The sequence below is a fragment of the Streptomyces violaceusniger Tu 4113 genome, from assembly GCF_000147815.2.
GTDB lineage: Bacteria > Actinomycetota > Actinomycetes > Streptomycetales > Streptomycetaceae > Streptomyces > Streptomyces violaceusniger_A.
Genome location: NC_015957.1, coordinates 9,541,370 through 9,565,282, shown reverse-complemented (window position 1 = coordinate 9,565,282; position 23,913 = coordinate 9,541,370). Strand labels below are relative to the sequence as shown.

The window sequence follows — 23,913 nt, the reverse complement described above, 5'->3', positions numbered from 1 at the left end:
GAGGGTCTGAACAGCAGACCCGGGTCCGGGGACTGTCCGAGGGCCCTGGCAGCATCGGCTTCGATCTCACGCCTCATTGGCAAGATGAACACGGGAGTACAACATGAACCGCAGTGAGCTGGTGGCCGCTCTGTCCGAGCGCGCCGAGGTGACCCGAAAGGACGCCGACGCCGTGCTGGCCGCCCTCGCCGAGGTGACCGGTGAGGTCGTCGCGAAGGGCGACGAGAAGGTCACCATCCCCGGCTTCCTGACCTTCGAGCGCACCCACCGTGCCGCTCGCACCGCGCGCAACCCGCAGACCGGTGAGCCGATCGAGATCCCGGCCGGCTACAGCGTGAAGGTCTCCGCGGGCTCCAAGCTCAAGGAAGCCGCCAAGGGCAAGTAAGCCCTCGCGAACGAAGGGGGCGGTCACCCGAGAAGGGTGGCCGCCCTTTTTGGCGCTCCTACGGGCCCTGAGACCCGTCTACGAGGCTCTAGACGCCGTCGGTGCCGCCCGGGAGTTCTGCCTTGGCGTCGAGTTCCACGAGCTTGCCCATGCCGCATCCTCCCGGGGGGTAACTCCCGGACGCTCAGCCGGGGGTGTCGTCGTGGCTCGGGGTGTGGGGATGGGGCAGCCCGCCCCGGGTGTCGGGGCGGGCTGTGGTGGTCGGGGCCGGGTGGCCGGGCCGGGTGTGGGTTATGCGGGGTCGGTGCCGCCCGGGAGTTCTGCCTTCGCGCCGAGCTCCACGAGCTTGCCCATGAAGTTCTCGTAGCCGCGGTTGATCAGGTCGATGCCGTGGACCCGCGAGGTGCCCTGGGCCGCCAGGGCCGCGATCAGGTAGGAGAAGCCGCCGCGGAGGTCGGGGATGATGAGGTCGGCGCCCTGGAGCTTGGTGGGGCCGGAGACGACCGCGGAGTGCAGGAAGTTGCGCTGGCCGAAACGGCACGCGGAGCCGCCCAGGCATTCGCGGTAGAGCTGGATGTGGGCGCCCATCTGGTTGAGCGCCGAGGTGAAGCCCAACCGCGACTCGTAGACCGTCTCGTGGACGATGGACAGGCCCGACGCCTGGGTCAGGGCCACCACCAGCGGCTGCTGCCAGTCGGTCTGGAAGCCGGGGTGGACGTCGGTCTCCAGGGCGATCGCGTTGAGCTTGCCGCCCGGGTGCCAGAACCGTATGCCCTCGTCGCCGATGTCGAAGGCGCCGCCCACCTTGCGGTAGGTGTTCAGGAAGGTCATCATCTCGCGCTGCCGGGCGCCGCGCACATAGATGCTGCCCTCGGTCGCCAGCGCCGCGCTCGCCCAGGAGGCGGCCTCCAGACGGTCCGGGAGGGCGCGGTGGTTGTAGCCGCCGAGCTTGTCGACACCGGTGATCCGGATCGTGCGGTCGGTGTCCATGGAGATGATGGCGCCCATCTTCTGCAGGACGCAGATGAGGTCCTCGATCTCCGGCTCGACCGCCGCGTTGGAGAGTTCCGTCACACCCTCGGCGAGCACCGCCGTCAGCAGCACCTGCTCGGTGGAGCCCACCGAGGGGTACGGCAGCCGGATCTTGGTGCCGCGCAGCCGGTGCGGGGCCTCCAGGTACTGCCCGTCCGCCCGCTTCTCGATCGTCGCGCCGAACTGGCGCAGTACGTCGAAGTGGAAGTCGATCGGCCGGCCGCCGATGTCACAGCCGCCCAGGCCCGGGATGAAGGCGTGGCCGAGGCGGTGCAGCAGCGGGCCGCAGAAGAGGATCGGGATCCGCGAGGAACCGGCGTGCGCGTCGATGTCGGCGACATTGGCGCTCTCCACGTGCGTGGGGTCGAGCACCAGCTCACCGGAGTCGTCACCGGGGCGCACCGTCACGCCGTGGAGCTGCAGCAGCCCGCGCACCACCCGCACATCGCGGATGTCGGGGACGTTGCGCAGCCGGCTGGGCCCACTGCCGAGCAGGGCGGCCACCATGGCCTTCGGCACGAGGTTCTTCGCGCCGCGGACACGGATCTCGCCTTCGAGCGGGGTGCCGCCGTGGACGAGCAGGACATCGTTCGAGCGGGTCATCGGGTCTCGCGTTCCTGAGACGGGCAGGGCCAAAAGGCACAGGGGCCAAAGGGCAAGAGTAATGGCCCTGGAGACCGCCTCCGTAAGACTCTTGCGCGCATTGAGTACTCGCGTGTGGGCGGCAACACGTTCCGTCCCCCTCGAAGAGCAAACAGTCACGTGCGCCGCATCTGCTGTCTTGCGCCCCGACCTGCTCTCATCCGGGACTCGTCTTCCACTCCCCCTCCGGCCCGGATATGGGGGATCATGTGGCCATGACCGAGGTGTCCTCGCTCACAGGACGGCTGCTTGTCGCGACACCGGCGCTTGCTGACCCGAACTTCGACCGCGCGGTGGTGCTCCTCCTCGATCACGACGAGGAGGGCTCGCTCGGTGTGGTCCTGAACCGCCCGACCCCGGTGGGGGTGGGCGACATCCTTCAGTCGTGGGCCGAGCTGGCCGGGGAGCCGGGGGTGGTCTTCCAGGGCGGTCCGGTCTCGCTGGACTCCGCGCTGGGCGTGGCCGTCGTCCCGGGCGAATCGGGGCGGTCCGCGGCGCGCACCGAGGAAGGGCCACTCGGCTGGCGCAGAGTGCACGGGGCGATCGGGCTGGTCGACCTGGAGGCGCCGCCGGAGCTGCTGGCGGCCGCCGTGGGGTCCTTGCGGATCTTCGCCGGTTACGCGGGCTGGGGGCCCGGGCAACTGGAGGACGAGCTCGCCGAGGGCGCGTGGTACGTGGTCGAGTCCGAGCCGGGCGATGTGTCCTCGCCCGCCCCCGAGCGGCTGTGGCGCGCGGTGCTGCGCCGCCAGCGCAGTGAGCTGGCCATGGTCGCCACGTATCCGGACGACCCTTCTCTCAACTAGGCATGAGTACCCTAGGGCTGTATGAGCACTCTTGAGCCCGAGCGCGGGGCAGGCACGGGGACCCTCGTTGAGCCGACACCTCAGGTGTCGCACGGTGACGGCGACCACGAGCGCTATGCCCACTATGTACAGAAGGACAAGATCATGGAGAGCGCCCTCTCCGGATCTCCCGTCGTCGCACTCTGCGGCAAGGTCTGGGTCCCGGGTCGTGACCCGAAGAAGTACCCGGTGTGTCCCATGTGCAAGGAGATCTTCGAGGGCATGGGCGCCGGCGGCGACAAGGACAAGGGCAAGGACGGCGACGGCAAGAAGTAGCCGGTCCGCCGGCCCCCGGCCCTGACGGAAAGCCCCGCGCGACAGACGGCTCGCCCGGCCCGCGACCCCACTCGGGGTCGCGGGCCGGGCGAGCCGTGCTTGTGCGCCCTGCCGTGCGCCGGAGGACCCCAGTAGGGTCGGCCCATGAGCGGGCGTACGGAGAACGGGGCGGCGCGGGCCGCCTATCTGGTGTTCGGGGCGCGTGAGGTCGACGAGCCCGATGCGGAAGGCGCCAGCGCCTACTGCCAGTTCGAGAAGGACTGGGACGCCCAGCTCGGACAGTGCGGGCGGCTGGCCGCCGAGCGGGGCTACCGGCCCGCCGGGAGCTGTGTGATGTCGGTCGCGCAGCCGACCCTTCCCAGACTTCTGGAGTGGGCGGCCGACCCGGGCTGTGACGTGGTGCTGGTGGCCAGCGACCGCGTCCTCGAGCGGATCCGGAAGACCTGGCCCGACTGGGACCGGGTGATCGCGCGCCTGGCGGAAGCGGGTGCGCGGGTGGAAGCCGTGCCGTATGTTGAACCCGCCTATCCGGGCGAGGAGTTACCGCATCGCTAGCGCGAAGTTCGTTGCGCCGCACAGCGGCTCGGCTCATTTGGTCACGGAGTGGTTCAGACCTCTTGTGGGCTCGCTCAAGGTTCCCTAGCCTCACGCATATTGTGCTGAGCGAAACATGCGTTGCGTATGTTGCAACGCCAAATGTTTAAGGGTCCTCATGAAGTCGTCCCATCTCTCCGTGTTCTCCCGCTTGTCCTCCCGCGTCACCGTGCCCGTGGCGGCACTGACCCTGGCGGGGCTGGCCGCGACCGGATGCGCTCCCTCCACCTCCGACAACAGCTCCGACAAGGACGAGAAGAGCGGCAAGCTGCGTGTCTGGCTCTTCCAGGAGGTCAACAACGCGCCCAAGAAGAAGGTGATCGACGAGGCGGTCGCCGGCTTCGAGAAGGAGCACGACGGGACCGAGGTCGAGGTGACCTACATCCCGATCGACACCCGGGCGCAGAAGATCAAGGCGGCTTTCAACGACCCCAAGAGCGCTCCCGACGTCATCGAGTTCGGCAACACGGACACCGCCGGCTACGTCAAGGACGGCGGACTGCTGGACATCAGCAAGGAGTTCGGCGCCTGGGGCGACTCGACGAACATCGACCCCACCGCGAAGTACTCGCTGACCATCGGCGGCAAGGTCTACGGCGCTCCGCTCTTCGTCGGCGTCCGGGCGCTGTACTACCGGACGGACGTCTTCAAGGATCTCGACCTGCAGCCCCCGACCACCCAGGACGAACTGATTGCGACCGCGAAGAGGATCCGCTCGGAACGGTCGGATCTGTACGGTCTGGCGGTCGGCGGCGCCTACACCTACGGCGCGATGCCCTTCATCTGGGCCAACGGCGGCGATCTCGCCAGCGAGAAGGGCAAGTTCGGCTCGAACGAGTACGAGGCGGCCATCGACAGCGCCGACGCCCAGAAGGGCGTCAAGGTGTACACCTCGCTCTTCGGCAACGACAACTGCCCGGCCGCCAAGTGCGCCCAGTGGGGCGGCAACGACACCATCGAGGCGTTCGCCTCGGGCAAGGCGGGCATGGCGATCGGCGGCGACTTCAGCCGTCAGGCCATCGAGGCGGGCAAGGTCAAGGGCAAGTACAAGGTCGTGCCGCTGCCGGGCGTGAAGAAGGGCGACATCGCCCCGGCCTTCGCCGGCGGCAACAACGTCGGGGTGCTCAAGAGCACCACCCACCGCACCCTCGCCGTGGACCTGCTGCAGACGCTCTCCGGCAAGCAGACCCAGCGCAAGCTCTACGACGCCATGGGCTTCCTGCCGACCTTCACCGATGTGCGCGGCGACGTCGCCCAGAAGGACCCCTTCGTGAAGCCCTTCGTGAAGACCCTCAACGACAGCGCCAAGTTCGTGCCCGCCTCGCCCGGCTGGGCGGCCATCGACGCGCAGCTCATCCTGCCCACCATGTTCCAGGAGATCGTCAGCGGCCGTAAGAACGTGGAGACGGCCACCAAGGACGCCGCGAAGAAGATGGACGAGGCATTCCAGCAGTGAGCTCCGGCACCGCACAGCACGCCCGGCGCGCCCCCGCCAAGGGCCGCCGGTCCCGGCCGGGCCCCGCCGTCCCGGCCGGGGGCCGAGCCAGGAAGGGCTCCCGGCGGGGAGCCTGGACGCCCTGGCTCTATCTCGCCCCGGCGCTCGTCGTCCTGGGCGGGCTGCTCGTCTACCCGATCTACCAGCTCGGTCTGATCTCCTTCCTGGAGTACACCCAGGCGCAGGTCAGCGGCGGTGAACCGACCACCTTCCAGGGATTCGCCAACTACGCCGAGCTGTTCCGCGACGGCGAGTTCTGGAACGTCGTCGTCGCCACGCTCCTCTTCGCCGCCGTCTGCGTGGTGTCGACCCTCGCGGTCGGCTGTGCGCTCGCGGTGCTGCTGACGCGCGTACGGGCCATTCCGCGGCTGGCGCTGATGCTGGCCGCGCTCGGCGCCTGGGCCACCCCGGCGATCACCGGCTCGACGGTCTGGGTCTTCCTCTTCGACCCCGACTTCGGGCCGGTGAACAAGATCCTGGTGTGGTTCGGGCTCTCCGGGTTCGAGAACTACTCCTGGACCTACGACCGCTACAGCGCCTTCGCCCTGGTGCTGTTCGAGGTCGTGTGGTGCTCGTTCCCGTTTGTGATGGTCACCGTCTACGCGGGCATCAAGGCCATCCCCACCGAGGTGCTGGAGGCCGCCGCCCTCGACGGTGCCTCCACCTGGCGGATCTGGCGCACCGTCATGGCGCCGATGCTGCGGCCGATCCTCGTCGTGGTGACCATCCAGTCCATCATCTGGGACTTCAAGGTCTTCACCCAGATCTACGTCATGACCGACGGCGGCGGGATCGCGCGCCAGAACATGGTGCTCAACGTGTACGCGTACCAGAAGGCGTTCGCGTCCTCGCAGTACAGCCTGGGCTCGGCGATCGGCGTGGTGATGCTGCTCATCCTGCTGGTCGTGACGCTGGTCTATCTGCGGCTGCTGCGACGCCAGGGAGAAGAACTGTGAGCCACTCGCGCGTCTCGCTGCGCATCCGCCGTCCCTGGCGCTTCGCCGCCGAGGCCACCGCCCTGATCGTGGCGGCCGTGGTCGCCTTCCCGCTGTACTGGATGGTGCTCTCGGCCTTCAAGCCCGAGGGGGAGATCCAGTCCACCGAGCCCCGGCCGTGGACGACGGCCCCGTCGCTGGACTCCTTCCGGCGCGTCTTCCAGCAGGAGGACTTCGGGCGCTACTTCCTCAACAGCCTCCTCGTGGCCGGGGTGGTGGTGGTCGCCTCGGCACTGATCGCCTTCCTCGCGGCGACGGCGGTCGCCCGCTTCCGGTTCCGCTTCCGCACCACGCTGCTGATCATGTTCCTGGTCGCGCAGATGGTGCCGATCGAGGCGCTGACCATCCCGCTGTTCTTCCTGATGCGCGATCTGGGGGAGTCGGTGCCGGGGATCGGGCTCAACACCCTGGGCTCGCTGATCCTGCCGCATATCGCCTTCTCGCTGCCGTTCGCCATCTGGATGCTGCGCGGCTTCGTCAAGGCCGTGCCCGAGGCGCTGGAGGAGGCGGCCTATCTCGACGGGGCCAGCCGCTCCCGCTTCCTGTGGCAGATCCTCTTCCCGCTCGTCTTCCCCGGACTGGTCGCGACGAGCGTCTTCTCCTTCATCTCCACCTGGAACGACTTCCTGTTCGCCAAGTCCTTCATCATCAGCGCGACCGAGAACTCCACCCTTCCGATGGCGCTGCTGGTCTTCTTCAAGGCCGAGGGCAACGACTGGGGAGGCATCATGGCGGCGTCCACCGTCATGACCATCCCCGTGCTGATCTTCTTCGTCCTCGTACAGCGCCGACTGGTCTCCGGTTTCGGCGGCGCCGTGAAGGACTGACGAAGAGACCGACGAACGGACCGACAAGGGCTGCCAACGCGCCGACAAACGCCGGGAAGCGCCGACAAGGGCCGATGAGGGAGCAGATGACACACGCCGCCGCGGGGCTGATCCCCGCGCCCCGCCATGACCAGAGCCGTACGGGCCGCGCGGGCGCGCGGATCCACCCGCGGCACACCGCCCTGGCCGCCGGCCCCGGCACCGAGGGCGTGGCGCGTCTGCTGCGCACCACCCTCGGCCAGGCGCTCGGCCTGTCCCTGCCGGACGGCGAACCCGGCCGCCCCGACACCCTCACGCTGCGGATCGACGCCGCGCTGGAGCCCGAGGGCTACCGGCTCACCGTGGCCGACGGCCGGGTGGAGATCGCGGGCGGCACGGCCGCGGGCGTCCACTGGGGCACCCAGACGCTCCGTCAGTTGCTCGGCCCCGACGCCTTCCGCCGCGCTCCGCTCAGGGACGCGGAGACCGGCTGGGAGCTGGCGGAGCGGACGGTCGAGGACGCGCCCCGGTTCGCCTGGCGCGGACTGATGCTCGATGTGGCCCGTCACTTCATGCCCAAGGACGGCGTCTTCGCCTATCTCGACCTGCTCGCCGCCCACAAGCTCAATGTGTTCCACTTCCATCTCACCGACGACCAGGGCTGGCGCGTCGAGATCCGCCGCTATCCGAGGCTGACGGAGACCGGCGCCTGGCGTGAGCGCACCAAGCTCGGCCACCGGGCGTCCCCGCTGTGGGACGAGCGGCCGCACGGCGGTTACTACACCCAGGACGACATCCGCGAGATCGTCGCCTACGCCGCCGAGCGGCATATCACCGTCGTGCCGGAGATCGACATTCCCGGGCATTCGCAAGCCGCCATCGCCGCGTACCCGGAACTGGGCAACACCGATGTCATCGACACCGCCTCCCTCGGAGTCTGGACCACCTGGGGCATCAACCCGAACGTACTCGCCCCCACCGACAACACGCTCCGCTTCTTCGAGCATGTGCTGGAAGAGGTCCTGGAGCTGTTCCCCGGCACCTTCGTCCACATCGGCGGCGACGAGTGCCCCAAGGACCAGTGGAAGGCGTCCCCGGCCGCCCAGGAGCGCATCCGCGCGCAGGGCCTCGCCGACGAGGACGAGCTGCAGAGCTGGTTCATCCGCCACTTCGGCCACTGGCTCGCCGAGCGCGGGCGCCGGCTGATCGGCTGGGACGAGATCCTCGAGGGCGGCGCGCCCGACGCCCCGCTTCCCGAGGGCGCCGCGGTCTCCTCCTGGCAGGGCTACGCGGGCGGGATCGCCGCCGCGCGGGCCGGCCATGACGTCGTCATGTGCCCCGAGCAGCAGGTGTACTTCGACCACCGGCAGGCTCCGGGCGAGGACGAGCCGGTCCCGATCGGCTACGTCCGCACCCTGGAGGATGTCTATCGCTTCGAACCGGTTCCACCGCAGCTCACCGGAGCCGACGCGGACCGGGTGCTGGGCGCCCAGGCCAATGTCTGGACCGAGGTCATGGAGGACCGCCGGCGCGTCGACTACCAGACCTTCCCCCGGCTCGCCGCCTTCGCCGAGGTCGTCTGGTCGGCGCTGCCGCCCTCGCCCGAACGGGACTTCGGGGCGTTCCAGGGGCGCATGGAGGCACATTACGCGCGTTTGGACGCGCTCGGCGTGAGCTACCGCCCGCCCGCCGGGCCGCTTCCCTGGCAGCAGCGCCCCGGCCTGCTCGGACGCCCGCGCGAGGGAGCGCCCCCGATGGTGTGAGCCGCCCCGCCGCGGCCGGGGGCACCCCCCGGCCGCGGCCGGGTGACCGGACCCTGAAAAGGTGCGCACCGACGCTCCGCCGCCCCTGGGAGCGTAGTCCCTCCGGCGCAAGACCAAATCGCACAAGGGTCCCTGAAACGTGGCAATCCACTCCCGGCGGAGACCTTGCCCCAAACCCGTACCATCCCCCAGGTCAGGGACGGATCCACGGATCACGGACCCCCACGACGGCGGGCTCGCAAGATGTGCCAGAGTTGCCACGCCCGGGCTGTCAGCACGTACCGTACGGCGCAACAGCCGGGACACCGGGGAAGGGGCAGCTGGGTTGACCACGCACGCACCGCAGGCGGCGCACACGGTGACGTTGCCGGGCACGCTCGACGAGGCCGTGGCGGCACTGGCCGCCATGCCCGCCGCCGTGCCCGTGGCGGGCGGTACCGATCTGATGGCCGCGGTCAACTCCGGCCTGCTGCGGCCCGCCGCGCTCGTCGGCCTCGGCCGGATCAGCGAAATCCGAGGCTGGCGCTATCTGGACGGGCACGCCCTCCTCGGCGCCGGACTCACCCACGCCCGGATGGGCCGCCCCGACTTCGCCGCGCTGATCCCGGCGCTGGCCGCGGCCGCGCGGGCCGCCGGACCACCACAGATCCGCAACGCGGGCACCCTCGGCGGCAACATCGTCACCGCCGCCCCCACCGGCGACGCGCTGCCGGTGCTCGCCGCGCTGGAGGCCACCGTCATCATCGCCGGGCCCGAGGGGTCCCGCCGCGAGATCCCGGTCAGCCATCTGCTCGCCGGGGTCGATCTGCTGAACCCCGGTGAACTCGTCGGATTCGTCCGGGTTCCGCTGCTGCACGCCCCACAGACCTTCATCAAGGCCACCGGGCGCACCGGGCCCGGCCGGGCGACCGCCTCCGTCGCCCTCGTCCTGGACCCCGCGCGGCGCGGGGTGCGCTGTGCGGTCGGCGCGGTCGCGCCGATGCCGCTGCGCCCCCTGGACGCCGAGCGCTGGGTCGCCTCGCTCATCGACTGGGACGGCGACCGCGGCCATCTCGATCCGCAGGTCACCACCGCTTTCGGCGAGTACGTCGCCGCCGCGTGCATTCCCGATCCGCTGCCCCCGCAGGACGGAAGCGAGCCGGTCCCCCTGCCACCTGCCGCGATCCACCTGAGGCGTACCGTGGCGGCCCTGGCCCGCCGAGCTCTGGGGAGGGCACTCGCGTGAGTGATGAACAGCAGCCGCACCGGCCGGATCCGGGGAGCGGATGGCAGCCGATGCCGCACGGCCCGGAGTACGACGCCGAGTCGACGGCCTTCGTACAGTTGCCGCCCGACTACGCCCACCCGGACCCGACCGATCCGTCCGGCCGTTGGGACCCGCTCGCGGCGCCCGGCACCGGCTACGCGCCCCCGCCGATGGACGTGGAGCACGGTGACCCGTCCCATGGCGGCCAGTGGCAGCCGTCCGGCCACGGCCAGGGCGCTCCCCACGACCAGGGCATGACCGGGCACTGGACCACCGCGGAGACCGACGGCGGCTACCTGTACGGCGGCCACCACGATCCGCACGGCTCCGTCCAGTGGCCGGTGCCCCCCGAGGACCAGCAGGGCCACTACCCGCCGCACACCGGCCACTGGCCGGCTCCGGCGGCCGAGGAACCGGTGGACGACTGGCCGGTCGACGACTGGCCGGTGCCCGCCTCGTCCGACAACGGCGCGGGCGGGCCCGTGCAGACCAGCCAGTGGACCATCCCGGTCGCGGGCGACGAGGGTGTGGACGAGACCGGTGAGTACCGGGTCGACGACCACCCCGGCCCGGCCGTCCCTCCGTACGGCGGCCACGCGGACGGCCCTCAGGACCCGCAGACGACGGCCCAGTTGCGGATGCCCTTCGCCGGGTCGGCGCCCCGGCAGCAGCCCCACCAGCCGCATCAGCCCCACCAGCCCGCGCCCGGGCAGCAGCAGGGGCACAGCGGCCAGTGGTCGGTTCCGGCCGCCGAGGAGGGCGCGGAGGACTCCGGGGAGTACGCGGTCGAGGGCCACCCGGGCCCGGCCGCGGCCGCCCCGTCGGCCACGCCCACGCAGCCGCCCGCCCGCCGCCGGCTGCGCATGCCCGACCGACAGGACCCGGCGTGGCCGGGGCCCTCCGCCGGGGACTCGGGCGAGTTCGCGGCCGAGGGGCACCAGGGGCTGCACACCCCGCCCCGTGGCACCCCGCCCCATGGCAACCCGGCGCCCGGTGAGCGGACGCCCGGCGACGCCCCCGGGCGGCGGCCCGGCGGTCCGGCCGCCGGGGGCTCCGGCGAGTTCCCCATCGACGGTCAGCACGCCGGACTGGAGACCCCGCCGCACGGCAGCCTGGCGCCCGGGCTGCCCCAGGAGACGAGCTGGCCCGGCGCGTTCGCGGACGACCGGTTCGCGGACGACCGGTTCGCGGGCGAGGCCCATGGGCACGCCCCGCACCCCGGCCCCGAGGACGACGCGGGCCGCACCGACGCCCCCGACGCCGCGCCGAACGCCGCCGAGGCCCCGGCCGAAGCGCTGCCGGACGACGCCGAGCCGGAGCCCGCCGAGCCCGCGGCCGAGCCTGAACCGGCCGCGGCCGCGGCCGAGGACGCGTTCGCGGCCGCCCCGGCCGGGACCCCGACGGACGCTCCCGAGGCCGCTGCCGCCCCCGGCGAGCCCCTTACGGACCCCGGTTCCGCCCCGGCCGACCCGGCCGCCGACGAGCAGCCGAGCCACAGCGAGCATCCGCTCGCCTCCTACGTGCTGCGCGTCAACGGCGCCGACCGCCCCGTCACCGACGTCTGGATCGGCGAGTCGCTGCTCTACGTCCTGCGGGAGCGCCTCGGCCTCGCCGGGGCCAAGGACGGCTGCTCGCAGGGCGAGTGCGGGGCCTGCTCGGTGCAGGTCGACGGGCGGCTCGTGGCCTCCTGCCTGGTGCCCGCCGCCACCGCCGCGGGCAGCGAGGTCCGCACCGTCGAGGGCCTGGCCACCGGCGGACAGCCCTCCGACGTCCAGCGGGCGCTCGCCGAGTGCGGGGCCGTGCAGTGCGGCTTCTGCGTGCCCGGGCTCGCGATGACCATGCACGACCTCCTCGAGGGCAACCACGCCCCCACCGACCAGGAGACCCGCCAGGCGATCTCCGGCAACCTCTGCCGCTGCTCCGGCTACCGCGGGATCCTCGACGCCGTCCGCGAGGTCGTCGCGGGCCGCGAGGCCGCCGACGAGGCGGCGCAGGCCGAGCCGGACGGCGGACCCGACGTCCACCAGGACCCGGCCCGTATCCCGCACCAGACGGGACCGCACGGCATCACCGGCAACGGGAGCGTCAACGGAAGCGGTAGCGGAAGGGCATCGGCATGACCGGAATCGCGGACGGCGGGGGCGCCGTCACCGCCACCCCCGCCGCCGGAACGCCCATCCAGCCCCCGTCCACCATGGGCCTCGGCGTGTCCCTGCCGCCCGCCGACTCGGCGGCCAAGACCTCGGGCACCTTCCCCTACGCGGCCGACCTGTGGGCCGAGGGACTGCTGTGGGCCGCGGTGCTGCGCTCCCCGCACCCGCACGCCCGCATCGTCTCCATCGACACCACGCAGGCCGACGAGATGCCGGGCGTACGGGCCGTGGTGACCCACGCCGACGTGCCCGGCGACGCCTCCCACGGCCGCCGGGTCGCCGACCGTCCGGTGTTCGCCAAGGACCTGGTCCGCCACCACGGCGAGCCCATCGCCGCGGTCGCCGCCGACCACCCCGACACCGCCCGGCTGGCGGCCGCCGCCATCGCCGTCGAGTACGAGGTGCTGGAGCCGGTCACCGACCCCGAGCAGGCGTTCTCCGCCGAGCCGCTGCACCCCGACGGCAATCTGGTCCGCCATATCCCGCTGTCCTTCGGCGACCCGGACGTGGTCGGCGAGGTTATCGCCGAGGGGCTGTACCGCATCGGCCGTCAGGACCCGGCGCCCATCGGCGCCGAGGCGGGCCTGGCCGTGCCGCGCCCCGACGGCGGGGTGGAGATCTACACCGCCTCCACCGATCCGCACGCCGACCGCGACCTGGCCGCCGCCTGCTTCGGCCTGGAGCCGGAGCGGGTGAAGGTCGTCGTCACCGGCGTCCCCGGCGCCATGGGCGAGCGCGAGGACCCGGGGATGCAGTTGCCGCTCGGGCTGCTGGCGTTGCGCACCGGACATCCGGTGAAGCTGGCCGCGACCCGTGAGGAGTCCTTCCTCGGCCACGCCCACCGCCACCCCACCCTGCTGCGCTACCGCCACCACGCGGACTCCCAGGGCAAGCTGGTGAAGGTCGAGGCGCAGATCCTGCTGGACGCGGGGGCCTACGCCGACTCCTCGGGGGACACCCTGGCCGCCGTCGTCTCCTTCGCCTGCGGCCCCTACGTCGTCCCGCACGCCTTCATCGAGGGCTGGGCCGTACGCACCAACAACCCGCCCTCCGGCCATGTGCGCGGCGAGGGCGCGATGCAGGTGTGCGCGGCGTACGAGGGCCAGATGGACAAGCTGGCGGCCAAGCTGGGCATCGACCCCCTCGAGATCCGGATGCGCAATGTGATGGCCACCGGCGATCTGCTGCCCACCGGGCAGACCGTCACCTGCCCGGCCCCGGTCGCCGAACTGCTGCAGGCCGTAAGGGACGCACCGCTGCCCGCCCTCCCCAAGGACCAACCCGAGGAGGAGTGGCTGCTGCCGGGCGGCCTGGAGGGCGCGGGCGACCCGGCCGCCGTGCGGCGCGGGGTCGGCTACGCCCTCGGCATGGTCCATATGCTCGGCGCCGAGGGGGCCGACGAGGTCTCCACCGCCACCGTCAAGGTCACCGGCCCGGTGGCCACCGTGATCTGCGCGGCCGTCGACACCGGCCAGGGCTTCGCCACTCTGGCCCGCCAGATCGTCCAGGACGTCCTCGGCATCGAGGAGGTCCATATCGCGCCCATCGACACCGACCAGCCCCCGGCCGGGCCCGCCTCGCGCGGCCGCCACACCTGGGTCTCCGGCGGTGCGGTCGAGCGGGCCGCGAAGATGGTCCGCACCCAGCTCCTGCAGCCCCTCGCGCATACGTTCGGCATGTCGACCGAGCTGCTCAGCATCGCCGACGGCAAGATCACCTCGTATGACGGGGTGCTCAGCACCACCGTCGAGGAGGCCCTGGAGGGCAAGGAGCTGTGGGCCACCGCGCAGTGCCGTCCGCATCCCACCGAGCCGCTGGACGAGACCGGGCAGGGTGACGCCTTCGTCGGGCTCGCCTACTGCGCGGTGCGCGCCGTGGTGGACGTCGACATCGAGATCGGCGCGGTACGGGTCGTCGACATGACGGTGGCGCAGGACGTGGGCCGGATCCTCAACCCGCGTCAGCTCAGGGCCCGTATCGAGGCGGGCGTCGCCCAGGGCATCGGCGCGGCCCTCACCGAGAACCTGCGCACCTCACGCGGTGTGGTCCGGCACCCGGACCTGACCGGCTACGCCCTGCCGACCGCCCTGGACGTCCCCGACATCCGCATCGTCAAGCTGGTCGAGGAGCGGGACGTGGTGGCACCCTTCGGTGCCAAGCCGGTCAGCGCGGTGCCGGTGGTGACCTCCCCGGCGGCGGTGGCGGCGGCGGTCCGCGCGGCCACCGGCCGTCCGGTCAACCGCCTCCCGATCCGCCCCCAGGCGGCGGTCGTCAACCGTACGTAGCCGACGCGTCCGTAAGGCGCCGGCCGTAGGTAGCCGACGCATCCGTAAGGCGCCGGCCGTGGGCGCCCCGCCGTCGCGGGGCGCCCGTTCCAGTGCCCGGCTTCCGTGCCCGGCGATCGCGCCCGGCTTCCGTGCTCAGCGCATGGCGGCCGCGCTCAGTACGGGGCGGTCGTGCTCGGCCGGGCGGCCGGTGCCGAGCGCGCGGCGGCCGGCTTCGAGCGCCGCCGCCACCACCGGGCCGATCCGGGCCAGGGACTCCTCCCGCATCATCCGGTAGTGGTGGTCGGGGACGCCGTGCACCGTAAGGGCGCCATCCACGAAGGGGCGCCAGGAGTCCGGCACATGCAGCGGATCGCGCCGGTAGCCGGGGATCTCCTTCGCCGCGTGGAACAGCAGCATGTCGCCGTGGAACCGGTCGGGCGCGAACTTCCGCATCAGCTCCTGGTCGTTGAGCAGGATGTCGAGCAGCGGGAAGCTGGTCTCGCCCTCCAGCAGCCGGGCGGGCAGCCCGGTCTCCCGGCAGAGGTCCGCCACCAGGTCGGCGGTGCCGTCCGCGCCGTCGGGGTGCGCCTCCAGCCAGCCCGGGGCGAAGATGTCGCCGCCCCCGATGTCGTCGAGCAGCACCCCCAGCCACTGACGCTTGCCGAGCTCCGGTGCCTCGGGCAGCGCCTGGGCGTTGTCGGGGTAGGCGTCGACCACGGCCAGTACGGCGACCTCCTCGCCCTGGGCCTGCAGCCGGGTGGCCATGGCGTGCGCGATCAGCCCGCCGAAGGACCAGCCGAGCAGATGGTAGGGACCGGCCGGCTGGACGGTCCGGATCTGCCGCAGATAGTCGGCGGCCATCTCCTCGACGCTCGCCGGGAGGACGTCCGGTTCGGTCAGCCCGCGCGCCTGGAGGGCGTACACCGGCTGGTCCGGGGCGAGATGGCGGAGCAGCCCGGTGTACGACCAGCCGAGACCGCCGCCGGGGTGGACGCAGAACAGCGGCGGGCGCTGCCCCTCGCCGCGCAGCGGCAGCAGGATGTCCAGTGGCTGCTGCCGCTGCGCCTCGGCCGGTCCCACGGCGTCCAGGCGGGCCACCAGCCGGGCGACGGTCGGCGCCTCGAAGAGGTCGCGCATCGACAGCTCGGTGGCCAGCGTGGCGCGGGCCTGGCTGGCCAGCTTGGAGGCGAGCAGCGAATGGCCGCCGAGCAGGAAGAAGTCGTCGTCGATGGTGACGCCGTCGACGCCCAGGACCTCGCCGAAGAGCGCGCACAGCGTCTCCTCGCGCGGGGTGCGGGGCGCCCGCCCGCCCGTGGCGGCCTCGAAGGAGGGCGCGGGCAGCGCGGCCCGGTCCAGCTTGCCGTTGGCGTCCAGAGGGAGGGTGCCGAGGACCACGACCGCACTGGGCACCATGTGCTCGGGCAGCACCTCGCCCAGCGCCTCGCGGGCCGTGGCGGCGTCCGGCGGGGTGTCCCCGGCGCCCGTCACATAGGCGACCAGCCGCTGGTCGCCGGGCCGGTCGGTGCGGACCGCCGCGGCGGCCTCGGCGACCTGGGGGAGCGTCCGCAGCGCCGCCTCGACCTCGCCCAGCTCGATACGGAAACCGCGGAGCTGGACCTGGCCGTCGGTGCGGCCCACGTACTCGACGTCGCCGTCCGGCAGCCGGCGGGCCAGATCGCCGGTGCGGTACATCCGGGTGCCGGGCGGGCCGTAGGGGTCGGCCACGAACCGCTCGGCGGTCAGGGCCCGGCGGCCCAGATAGCCGCGGGCCAGTTGCGCCCCGGACACGTACAGCTCCCCGGTGACCCCGGCCGGGCAGGGCTTCAGGGCGGTGTCGAGGACGTACATCCGGGTGTTCCACACCGGCCGGCCGATCGGCACCGGCCCCTCAGCGCGGGGCGCGGAGGGGTGGTGGGCGATCTGGATGGTGGTCTCGGTGGGCCCGTAGAGGTTGTTCAGCGGCACGCCGGGGAACCGCTCGTGGAACCGCTCGGCGGTCTCGCGCGGCAGCGCCTCACCGCCGCTGGAGGCCCGCCGCAGGACGCCCGCGCACGCGTCGGCGGCGGCCGGGTCGGCGAGGAACGCCTGGAGCATCGACGGTACGAACTGGAGCGCGGTGATGCCCTGTTCGCGCACCGTGCGCGCCAGATACGCCGGGTCCTTGTGGCCGCCGGGCCTGGCGACCACCAGGGTCGCGCCGCTGAGCAGCGGCCAGAAGAACTCGCAGACCGAGGCGTCGAACCCGGCCGGGGTCTTCTGCAGCATCCGGTCCCCGGGGGCGAGGCCGTAGGCGTCCTGCATCCACTCCAGGCAGTTGGCGACGGCCCGGTGGGGCACCAGGACGCCCTTGGGGCGGCCGGTGGAGCCCGAGGTGTAGATGATGTACGCGGGGTGCTCGGGGTCGATCGCCACCGCCGGAGCGGAAACGTTCACCGCGTCCCGGGCGCCGGTGATGTCCACGACGTCCAGCAGCAGCCGCCCCACACCGTGGCGCGCGGGCAGCGCCCCGGCGCTGTCGGCGCGGGTGACGACGAGGGCGGGGCCCGCGTCGTCGAGCATGTACGCCAGCCGCTCGGCCGGGTAGTCCAGGTCCAGGGGCAGATACGCGGCCCCCGTCTTCAGTACCGCGATCAGCGCGATGACCAGGTCGGCGGAGCGGGGCAGGGCCACGCCGACGGTGCGCTCGGGCCCGGCGCCGCGCGCGATGAGCACCCGGGCCAGCCGGTTCGCCGCCCGGTCCAGCTCGGCGTAGCTGAGCACGGTGTCATCCACGGTGTCGGCGCAGACCAGGGCCTGGGCGTCGGGAGTCCGGGCGGCCTGGGCCGCCAGCAGCTCCGGGAGGAGGGCGCCGGAGGTCGGATGCGCCGTCTCGCCCGGCGCGTCCAGGACCCGCCGGCGCTCCTCGGCGGACAGCAGCTCCAGGGAGCCGACCGTGCGCTGCAGGTCGGAGATGTCGGAGAGGGAGCGCAGCAGGCCGAGAAAGCGCTCCCGGTGGGCGATGAGGGCGTCCTCGGTGTAGAGGTTGGAATTGGCGTTGAGGTCGATCCGGATACCGGTGCCGTCGGACCGGTCGTATCCCATGATCGAGAGATCCTCGACAGTTCCGTTGGAGAGGTTGTGGCCCTTGACCCGGTGACCGGCGAAGTGGAAGTCGTAGTCGTACGTCATGATGTTGACGTGCGGGCCGAGCAAACCGTTTCCGCCGTCCGGAAGTCGCAGATCCCGGGCCAGGTCGATACGGCGGTAGCGCTGATGGCGCAGGGCCTGCCTGACTTCCCGTGAGATCTGCCGTACCAGCTCCCGTATTCGCATATCGGCGCGCACCTGGATGCGCAGCGGCACCACATTGGCGAACATCCCGGGAATGGTGCGGGCGGTGGCATCGGTACGCCCGGAGACCGGCAGCGTCAGAATGATGTCCGATTTACCGGTCATTCGATGCAGATAAAGAGAGGTCGCTGCGATGATCATAGCCGACCAGTGGGTGGCGTATTTACGGGCGGCGGCCCGCAGCTCGACCGCTTCCTCCTCGCTCAGGTAGGCGGTCTGCCGGAGGGCGGTGGAAAGTTCCCTGGTGGGGTGGGTGGAAAGCCGTGCGGGGCGCGGGGAATCGCCGACGTGTTCCAGCCAGTACGCGCGGTCTTTGGCGAAATCCGGCGAGGCCCGGTATTCCGCGTCCTGGTCCACCATCGCCTGCAGGGAGCCGAAGACCGTTTCCCCCTCGGCCCGTTCCCCCTCGGCCGGTTCGGTCCCCGCCACGAGCGCGGTGTACACCTCGGCGGTCCGCCGGCCCAGCAGGGCGGCCGATCCGGCGTCCGAGACGATGTGGTGCGTGCCCTGGTACCAGAGGAAGCGCTCGGGCTCCACCTTCAGCAGGGCGAAGGAGAACGCCGGGTAGTCGCCCAGCTTGAGCGCCCCCGTGGCCAGGTCGTTCTTCATCCACCGCTCGGCCGCGGCCCAGGGGTCGTCCTCGCCGGTGAGGTCCAGCTTCGGCAGCTCCCAGTCGGTCACCGGGTCCAGGATCTGCCAGGGCTCCCCGTCGTCCTCGCCGACCCGCACGTTGTAGGGCTCGGCCTCCGCCACCGCCCGGCGCAGCGCCCGCTCGAATATCTCGGTGTCTATCGGTCCTTGTATCTCCAGGTACTCGCCGACCCTGAAGGTGGTGCTCTCCGGCGGCTCCAGCTGCTCAATGAACCAGATCTCACTCTGGCCGGTCGAGAGCGGCAGACGGGCGGCCGGTGCGGCGGGCTGCACATTTCCCCCATTGAGGATGGAACCACGGTCGAAAAAGGTGCCTGTCGACCGGGAGTCGTTTTCCACGCGGCCGCAGGCACCACACTGACCCTATGAGACGGAATTGCACTCAGTGAGGGGGTCAGGAGACCGTTCGGTGGCGAGAGTGTGAAAATCGCTGAAGCCCTAGGGATTTACCTGGGGTGTCCCGGTGCCGAGACGGCTGGACGGCGTGGATGAGCATGCGTCAGGAGGGCGCGTGTGTCCAGAGCATGTCCGAGAGTTCACCGAGCGGCAACGCATTGCGCGGACGCCCATGAGGGCGCCCGCGCATGGTGTGTGGAGGCCGTGGCGGGAATCGAACCCACGTAACTCGATTTGCAGTCGAGCCCCTCAACCACTCGGGCACACGGCCGATGTCGTGCTCTGTTCCCGACGATAGGACGGGGGTGGGGCGGGCACAACGCCGAGGCGGGGGCTGCCATACGACTGACACACTGCGTTCATGGCCGCCGGATACGCCCGCCCGGATGCGCCCGCCTGGGGGCGCCCGCCCGGATGCGCCCGCCTGGGGGCGCCCGCCCGGATGCGCCCGCCTTGGGGTGCCCGCCCGGATACGCATGCCCGGGGGCGGCCGGGCCCCGGTTCACGGCGTGGGGCGATCCGCCAGGAAGTCCTCGACCACCTGGCGGAAGAGATCCGGGTCGTCGACCCACGGATAGTGGCCCACCCCGGGCAGCGGCCGCGCCTGCCCGTCCGGGAAGGACTCGGCGACCAGCTCCCCGGCCCGCATCCCCGTCACCGCGTCCCGGTCGCCGGTGATCGCCAGCACCGGGCACGGCACCTCCCGCAGCCGGGCCAGCACCGCGCGCCGCCCCGCCTCGTCGACGCCCTGCCAGAAACCGGCCCGCGGCACCGGCCCGAGCTGCTCACCCTCGCTCTCGGCGTGCGCCCGCTGGGGCTCCTCCCAGCGGCCGTACGCCATGGGGGCGGCCTGCAGCAGCAGCCTGCGCACCTCGGCGAGGTCGGTGGTGTCGGGCAGCAACTGGACCGCCGCGTACGCCTCCTGCCACCAGGGCTCGTCGGCGCGGGACTCGAAGATCTCCCGGGCGTCCTCGGGGAGTTCGCCCTGCAGCCGCGCGCCCGGGCAGACCACGATCAGCCGGCCGAGCCGCTCGGGGTGGGCGGCCGCGTACGCCTGGGCCGTCGCGGCGGCCGCGTCATGGGCGAGCAGCGGGAAGCGGGCGAGGTCCAGATGGCGGCGGAGCGCCTCGAGGTCCTCGGCGAGCCCCGGGAAGGCGTAGCCACTGGGGTCGGCGGCCGGCGGGGAGTCTCCGGTGCCGCGGCTGTCGGGGATGACGAGGGTGTGATGGGCGTTCAGTCCGCCGAGGTCGCCCAGATACGCGGCGCTGCGCCCCGGCCCGCCCGCCAGGCAGATCAGCGGCGGCCCCGCTGAGCCGTCCCGGGCCTCCAGGACGCGGTAGGCCAGCTCGGTTCCGTCATACGAGGTGTAGTGCGGCATGGAGTCAGCTTGCCCCAGCATCGTCATCTTGACCGTGCTTGACCGGTGACCTCGTGCGCCGGGTGTGGCGTGTGTGCCGTGACCGCAGGTGTCGTGGCCGCATGTGCCGGGGCCGGCGGCTGTCTCGTGACCGGCGGCCCGTGTGACGCAAAAGCTTCGGTTGGGGCGATCTTGCGCAGACCCAAATTACGCTTATGGTTTCCGTCCGCTTCTCCGTATGATGCGCGTGTGTTCGATTCCCGGCACGTCAAGACGTTCCATGAGGTGGTCCGCTCCGGCTCCTATTCCGGGGCCGCCCGCGCGCTCGGCTACACCCAGCCGGCCATCACCCAGCAGATGAAGGCGCTGGAACGGGCCGTCGGCAGTCCGCTGTTCATCCGGGTCGGCCGGGGGATGCGGCTGACGGAGGCGGGGGAGACCCTCGCCCGTCACGCCGACACCATCCTGACCAGCATCTCCACCGCCCAGCAGCAGATGAGCGCCATCACCCGGCTGCGCTCGGGCCGGGTGCGGGTCTGTGCCTTCCCCAGCGCCAACGCGACCCTCATCCCCGAGGCCATGGCCCGGCTCGCCGCCACCCATCCGGGAGTGCGGGTGGAGCTGCTGGAGGGCGAGCCGCCGGACTCGCTGGGGCGGGTGGTGCGCGGCGAGTGCGACATCACGCTCGCCTTCACCTATCCCGGGCTGCGCGAGGAGACCCCCGTCGAGCTGGTGGAGATCCCGCTGCTGGAGGACCAGCTCACGGTGCTGCTGCCGACCGGGCATCCGCTGGCCAGACGGCGGGCGGTCAAGCTGGCGGAGCTGAGCGAGGAGCGCTGGATCGCCGGGTGCCTGCGGTGCCGCGCCAACTTCCTGCACGAATGCGCGGAGCAGGGCTTCGCCCCGGACATCGCCTTCACCACCGACGACAATCTGGTGGTGCAGAGCATGGTCGCGGCGGGGCTGGGCGTGGCGATGATGCCGGGGCTGGTGCTCTCGTTCCTGTGCCACCAGAAGGTCACCGGGCGCGCCCTGGACCCTGCCTCGCGCCGCCATGTCTCGGCGTATGTGCTGCGCGAACATCTGGAGATACCGGCCACCGCGCGGGTGCTGGAGGAGCTGAAGACGGTGGCGGGGAACCGGGTCGGATGCTGAGCCCGGCCGTGCGCTGACCGCTTATCCATAGGCGCCATCCACAGGCGCCATCCATAAGCAGAGCTTGGGGAGGGCTCAACAAGCTGTCGTTGGACGTGATGGAGGCGGCGGCAGGACGCTGCCACCATGAGCACCCCGACCGCGTATCCGTCCTCCCGTCTTCTCACGGCACGCCTCGGCGAGCTCGTCGGCGACGTCCGCGAGGCCGTCGGCCGGGGGCTGGCGCCCGATGTGACCGCCTATCTGGTCGGCGAGCGGCTCGCGCCCCACCTCGGCGCGGTCGATCTGCTCACCCCGGGGCAGCGCGAGGGCGACCCCGGCCGCTACCGCCAGCACGTTCTGCACGCCGAGCCCGACGGCAGCTTCTCGATCGTCGCCCTGGTGTGGCTGCCCGGTCAGCGCACGGCGATCCATGACCATGTGTCCTGGTGTGTGACCGGTGTCCACGAGGGCGAGGAGCACGAGCGGCGCTACCGCCTCGTCCCCGACGGCCCGGGCTCGCGGCTGATCGCGGTGGAGGACGTGGTCAACCCGCGGGGCGCGGTGTGCGGTTTCGCGCCGCCCGGAGATATCCACAGGGTGTGGAACGCCTGCGGGACGAAGGCGATCTCGATCCATGTATACGGAGCGGACATCGCCCGCCTGGGCAGCAGCGTCCGGCGGGTCTACGACCTCCCGACGGCGGACGAGGTCAATGGCCTTCCGACGGCGGACGAGGTCAATGGCCTTCCGACGGCGGACGAGGCCCACGGCCTTCCGATGGTGGACGGCCAGTGACGCTGACCGCCGCGCCCGGCCGGGCGCGGCAGGCCGCCGGATGGCGGCCGCCCGCCACCGTGTACGGGCTCGGGCTCGCCGCGGCCGGGGTGGCGACCGCCTGGGGCGTCCACCGGCTGCTCCCCGCCGTACCCCTGCTGACCGCCGCCGTGGTGCTGGGCATCGTAGCGGCCCATCTGCCGGGGGCGCGCGGACTCGTCCGGGGCGTCTGCCGCGCCGGGCTCTCCTTCGCCGGGAAGCGGCTGATGCGCCTCGGCATCGTGCTGCTCGGCCTCAAGCTCAGCCTGAACGATGTGCTGGGCCTCGGCTGGGCCACCGTGGCGATGGTCCTGGGCGTGGTCGCGGCCACCTTCTGCGGCACCTGGTGGCTCGGCCGCCGGATGGGGCTGCGCGGAGATCAGCCGCTGCTGATCGCGACCGGCTACTCGATCTGCGGGGCCTCCGCGATCGGCGCGGTGAGCGAAGTGTCGGAGAGCGACGAGCGCGATGTGGCCACCTCCGTGGCGCTGGTGACGCTGTGCGGCACGCTCGCCATCGCCGTCCTGCCGCTGCTTCAGCACCCCTTGGGGCTGGACGACGTGGCGTTCGGCCGGTGGGTGGGCGCGAGCGTGCACGACGTGGGCCAGGTCGTGGCCACCGCGCAGACCGCCGGGCCGGCGGCACTGGGCGACGCGGTGCTGGTCAAGCTGGTGCGGGTGGCCCTGCTCGCCCCGCTGGTCGCGGCGCTCGCGATGTCCGTACGGGCGCGGGAGCGCGCCAAGGCGGCGGCGGGCGAGGGGACGGCGGCGGGCGAGGCGGCGAAGCGGCGGCCGCCGCTGGTGCCGCTGTTCGTCCTCGGCTTTCTCGCGATGACCGCCCTGCGCAGCACGGACCTCCTGTCCACCGCCGCGCTGGACACCGCCGCCACGGCCCAGGAACTCCTCCTCGCCGCCGCCCTCTTCGGCCTCGGCAGCGCCGTCCACCTCCCCTCACTCACCCGCACCGGCGCCCGGGTCGCGGCGCTGGGGCTGTGCGCCTGGGTGGTGATCGCGGCGGCGTCGTACGCGGGGGTGCTGCTCACCACGTAGGGCCGGAGGCGGCCCAGGGATCCGGGGGCGCGGCGAGGGCCCGCAGGACCGGTGTGTGGCCGGGGCCCGGTGCCCGGCCAAGGGCCGGGGTGCGGCTAGGGGAGCGTGGCGAGCGCCCGCAGGCCCGGGGGCCGGGGTGCAGCCGTGGGTGCCGGGGGCGTGGCGGGGGCCGGAGTGCTCGGCCCCGGGGCGTGGCCAGGGTCCGGTGCACGGCCGGGATCCGGGGTACGGCCAGGGGGGCGCGGCCAGGGGGCGCGGCGAAGCTTTGGGTGCCGAGCGCGGCCAAGGGCCGGGGGGTGCGGCTAGGGGAGCGTGGCGAGCGCCCGCAGGCCCGGGGTCCGGCGTGCAGCCGTGGGTTCCGGGGGCGCGGCGAGGGCCGGAGTGCCGGGCGCCGCCGGCGGGGCGGGCACGCGGCCCCCGAGCGGGGGTTGGCGACTGCTCGCCGGGGAGCGTGCATGAGGGTGGTTTAACTCGATCGTGTGATGGTCTACTTCCGGGCTTGCGCTGGCCTGGGCCGTTCGGGCTACGGTGATCGTGCGATCTGGGACGCCGGGTGCGGCGCCAGCGTGCGGGGCCCCTGCTCCACCGGAGTGATGGTTCGGGGCCTCCCCGTCGCCTCTGGCCGTATCCACATGGCCAGGTCGTGAGGGAACCGGCCTCCCGGGATCGGACCACGGACAGGAT

Annotated in this window: 17 protein-coding genes and 1 tRNA gene; 14 read left to right on the top strand and 4 right to left on the bottom strand. The window is 72.3% G+C overall.

Annotation, left to right across the window (positions count from 1 at the left end):
- Positions 1-103 precede the first annotated feature (103 nt).
- Positions 104-385 (top strand): HU family DNA-binding protein, encoded by a 282-nt coding sequence (locus tag STRVI_RS39115; RefSeq protein WP_009717479.1) that lies wholly within the window; start codon positions 104-106, stop codon positions 383-385.
- 291 nt (positions 386-676) lie between these two features.
- Here STRVI_RS39115 and murA read toward each other — a convergent pair whose 3' ends face one another.
- Positions 677-2,020, bottom strand: coding sequence for a UDP-N-acetylglucosamine 1-carboxyvinyltransferase (gene murA, locus STRVI_RS39110; RefSeq protein ID WP_014061091.1), 1,344 nt, complete (start codon positions 2,018-2,020; stop codon positions 677-679).
- Between the two features lie 254 nt (positions 2,021-2,274).
- Here murA and STRVI_RS39105 point away from each other — a divergent pair, with 254 nt between their 5' ends.
- The 10 genes from STRVI_RS39105 to STRVI_RS39060 all read left to right on the top strand — a co-directional run bounded on the left by STRVI_RS39105 (position 2,275) and on the right by STRVI_RS39060 (position 14,514).
- Positions 2,275-2,862, top strand: coding sequence for a YqgE/AlgH family protein (locus STRVI_RS39105; RefSeq protein ID WP_014061090.1), 588 nt, complete (start codon positions 2,275-2,277; stop codon positions 2,860-2,862).
- 21 nt (positions 2,863-2,883) lie between these two features.
- The gene (locus tag STRVI_RS39100; protein ID WP_014061089.1) at positions 2,884-3,177 is read left to right on the top strand and encodes a DUF3039 domain-containing protein; all 294 of its coding nucleotides are present in this window, start codon (positions 2,884-2,886) and stop codon (positions 3,175-3,177) included.
- A 144-nt stretch (positions 3,178-3,321) separates the two neighbouring features.
- The gene (locus STRVI_RS39095; RefSeq protein WP_014061088.1) at positions 3,322-3,732 is read left to right on the top strand and encodes a hypothetical protein; all 411 of its coding nucleotides are present in this window, start codon (positions 3,322-3,324) and stop codon (positions 3,730-3,732) included.
- 157 nt (positions 3,733-3,889) lie between these two features.
- Positions 3,890-5,227 carry an extracellular solute-binding protein gene (locus STRVI_RS39090; protein ID WP_014061087.1) on the top strand — a complete coding sequence of 446 codons (1,338 nt, stop codon included), beginning with the start codon at positions 3,890-3,892 and terminating at the stop codon, positions 5,225-5,227.
- Positions 5,224-6,222 (top strand): carbohydrate ABC transporter permease, encoded by a 999-nt coding sequence (locus tag STRVI_RS39085; protein ID WP_014061086.1) that lies wholly within the window; start codon positions 5,224-5,226, stop codon positions 6,220-6,222. Before STRVI_RS39090 ends, STRVI_RS39085 begins: the two co-directional genes overlap by 4 nt.
- On the top strand, positions 6,219-7,088 hold the full coding sequence (locus STRVI_RS39080; RefSeq protein ID WP_014061085.1) for a carbohydrate ABC transporter permease: 870 nt from the start codon (positions 6,219-6,221) through the stop codon (positions 7,086-7,088). Before STRVI_RS39085 ends, STRVI_RS39080 begins: the two co-directional genes overlap by 4 nt.
- 86 nt (positions 7,089-7,174) lie before the next feature.
- A complete protein-coding gene (locus STRVI_RS39075; RefSeq protein WP_014061084.1) occupies positions 7,175-8,830 on the top strand; it encodes a beta-N-acetylhexosaminidase in 1,656 nt (551 codons plus the stop codon).
- A gap of 325 nt (positions 8,831-9,155) precedes the next feature.
- Positions 9,156-10,055, top strand: coding sequence for an FAD binding domain-containing protein (locus STRVI_RS39070; RefSeq protein WP_043237255.1), 900 nt, complete (start codon positions 9,156-9,158; stop codon positions 10,053-10,055).
- Complete coding sequence (locus STRVI_RS39065) at positions 10,052-12,196, top strand: 2Fe-2S iron-sulfur cluster-binding protein (RefSeq protein ID WP_043237253.1); 2,145 nt, start codon at positions 10,052-10,054, stop codon at positions 12,194-12,196. Before STRVI_RS39070 ends, STRVI_RS39065 begins: the two co-directional genes overlap by 4 nt.
- Complete coding sequence (locus STRVI_RS39060; protein ID WP_014061081.1) at positions 12,193-14,514, top strand: xanthine dehydrogenase family protein molybdopterin-binding subunit; 2,322 nt, start codon at positions 12,193-12,195, stop codon at positions 14,512-14,514. The genes STRVI_RS39065 and STRVI_RS39060 overlap by 4 nt, the downstream gene beginning before the upstream one ends.
- A gap of 135 nt (positions 14,515-14,649) precedes the next feature.
- Here STRVI_RS39060 and STRVI_RS39055 read toward each other — a convergent pair whose 3' ends face one another.
- The 3 genes from STRVI_RS39055 to STRVI_RS39045 form a co-directional block, all read right to left on the bottom strand.
- Complete coding sequence (locus STRVI_RS39055) at positions 14,650-18,750, bottom strand: non-ribosomal peptide synthetase (RefSeq protein WP_106685790.1); 4,101 nt, start codon at positions 18,748-18,750, stop codon at positions 14,650-14,652.
- A gap of 319 nt (positions 18,751-19,069) precedes the next feature.
- Positions 19,070-19,144, bottom strand: a tRNA-Cys gene (locus tag STRVI_RS39050).
- A gap of 231 nt (positions 19,145-19,375) precedes the next feature.
- Entirely contained in the window at positions 19,376-20,251 is an 876-nt protein-coding gene (locus tag STRVI_RS39045) for an alpha/beta fold hydrolase (protein WP_043241274.1), read from the bottom strand.
- Between the two features lie 228 nt (positions 20,252-20,479).
- Here STRVI_RS39045 and STRVI_RS39040 point away from each other — a divergent pair, with 228 nt between their 5' ends.
- From STRVI_RS39040 to STRVI_RS39030, 3 genes are all read left to right on the top strand, one after another.
- On the top strand, positions 20,480-21,385 hold the full coding sequence (locus tag STRVI_RS39040; protein WP_014061078.1) for a LysR family transcriptional regulator: 906 nt from the start codon (positions 20,480-20,482) through the stop codon (positions 21,383-21,385).
- A 126-nt stretch (positions 21,386-21,511) separates the two neighbouring features.
- The gene (locus STRVI_RS39035; protein WP_014061077.1) at positions 21,512-22,162 is read left to right on the top strand and encodes a cysteine dioxygenase family protein; all 651 of its coding nucleotides are present in this window, start codon (positions 21,512-21,514) and stop codon (positions 22,160-22,162) included.
- On the top strand, positions 22,159-23,229 hold the full coding sequence (locus tag STRVI_RS39030; RefSeq protein ID WP_014061076.1) for a YeiH family protein: 1,071 nt from the start codon (positions 22,159-22,161) through the stop codon (positions 23,227-23,229). Before STRVI_RS39035 ends, STRVI_RS39030 begins: the two co-directional genes overlap by 4 nt.
- The last annotated feature ends 684 nt before the right edge of the window (positions 23,230-23,913 follow it).

Excerpts from the sequence above, each read along its gene's own strand:
- STRVI_RS39105 (WP_014061090.1), top strand. The coding sequence starts at position 2,275 with ATGACCGAGGTGTCCTCGCTCACAGGACGGCTGCTTGTCGCGACACCG.
- STRVI_RS39100 (WP_014061089.1), top strand. The coding sequence starts at position 2,884 with ATGAGCACTCTTGAGCCCGAGCGCGGGGCAGGCACGGGGACCCTCGTT.
- STRVI_RS39075 (WP_014061084.1), top strand. The coding sequence starts at position 7,175 with ATGACACACGCCGCCGCGGGGCTGATCCCCGCGCCCCGCCATGACCAG.
- STRVI_RS39060 (WP_014061081.1), top strand. The coding sequence starts at position 12,193 with ATGACCGGAATCGCGGACGGCGGGGGCGCCGTCACCGCCACCCCCGCC.
- murA (WP_014061091.1), bottom strand. The coding sequence starts at position 2,020 with ATGACCCGCTCGAACGATGTCCTGCTCGTCCACGGCGGCACCCCGCTC.
- STRVI_RS39095 (WP_014061088.1), top strand. The coding sequence starts at position 3,322 with ATGAGCGGGCGTACGGAGAACGGGGCGGCGCGGGCCGCCTATCTGGTG.
- STRVI_RS39090 (WP_014061087.1), top strand. The coding sequence starts at position 3,890 with ATGAAGTCGTCCCATCTCTCCGTGTTCTCCCGCTTGTCCTCCCGCGTC.
- STRVI_RS39035 (WP_014061077.1), top strand. The coding sequence starts at position 21,512 with ATGAGCACCCCGACCGCGTATCCGTCCTCCCGTCTTCTCACGGCACGC.
- STRVI_RS39045 (WP_043241274.1), bottom strand. The coding sequence starts at position 20,251 with ATGCCGCACTACACCTCGTATGACGGAACCGAGCTGGCCTACCGCGTC.
- STRVI_RS39115 (WP_009717479.1), top strand. The coding sequence starts at position 104 with ATGAACCGCAGTGAGCTGGTGGCCGCTCTGTCCGAGCGCGCCGAGGTG.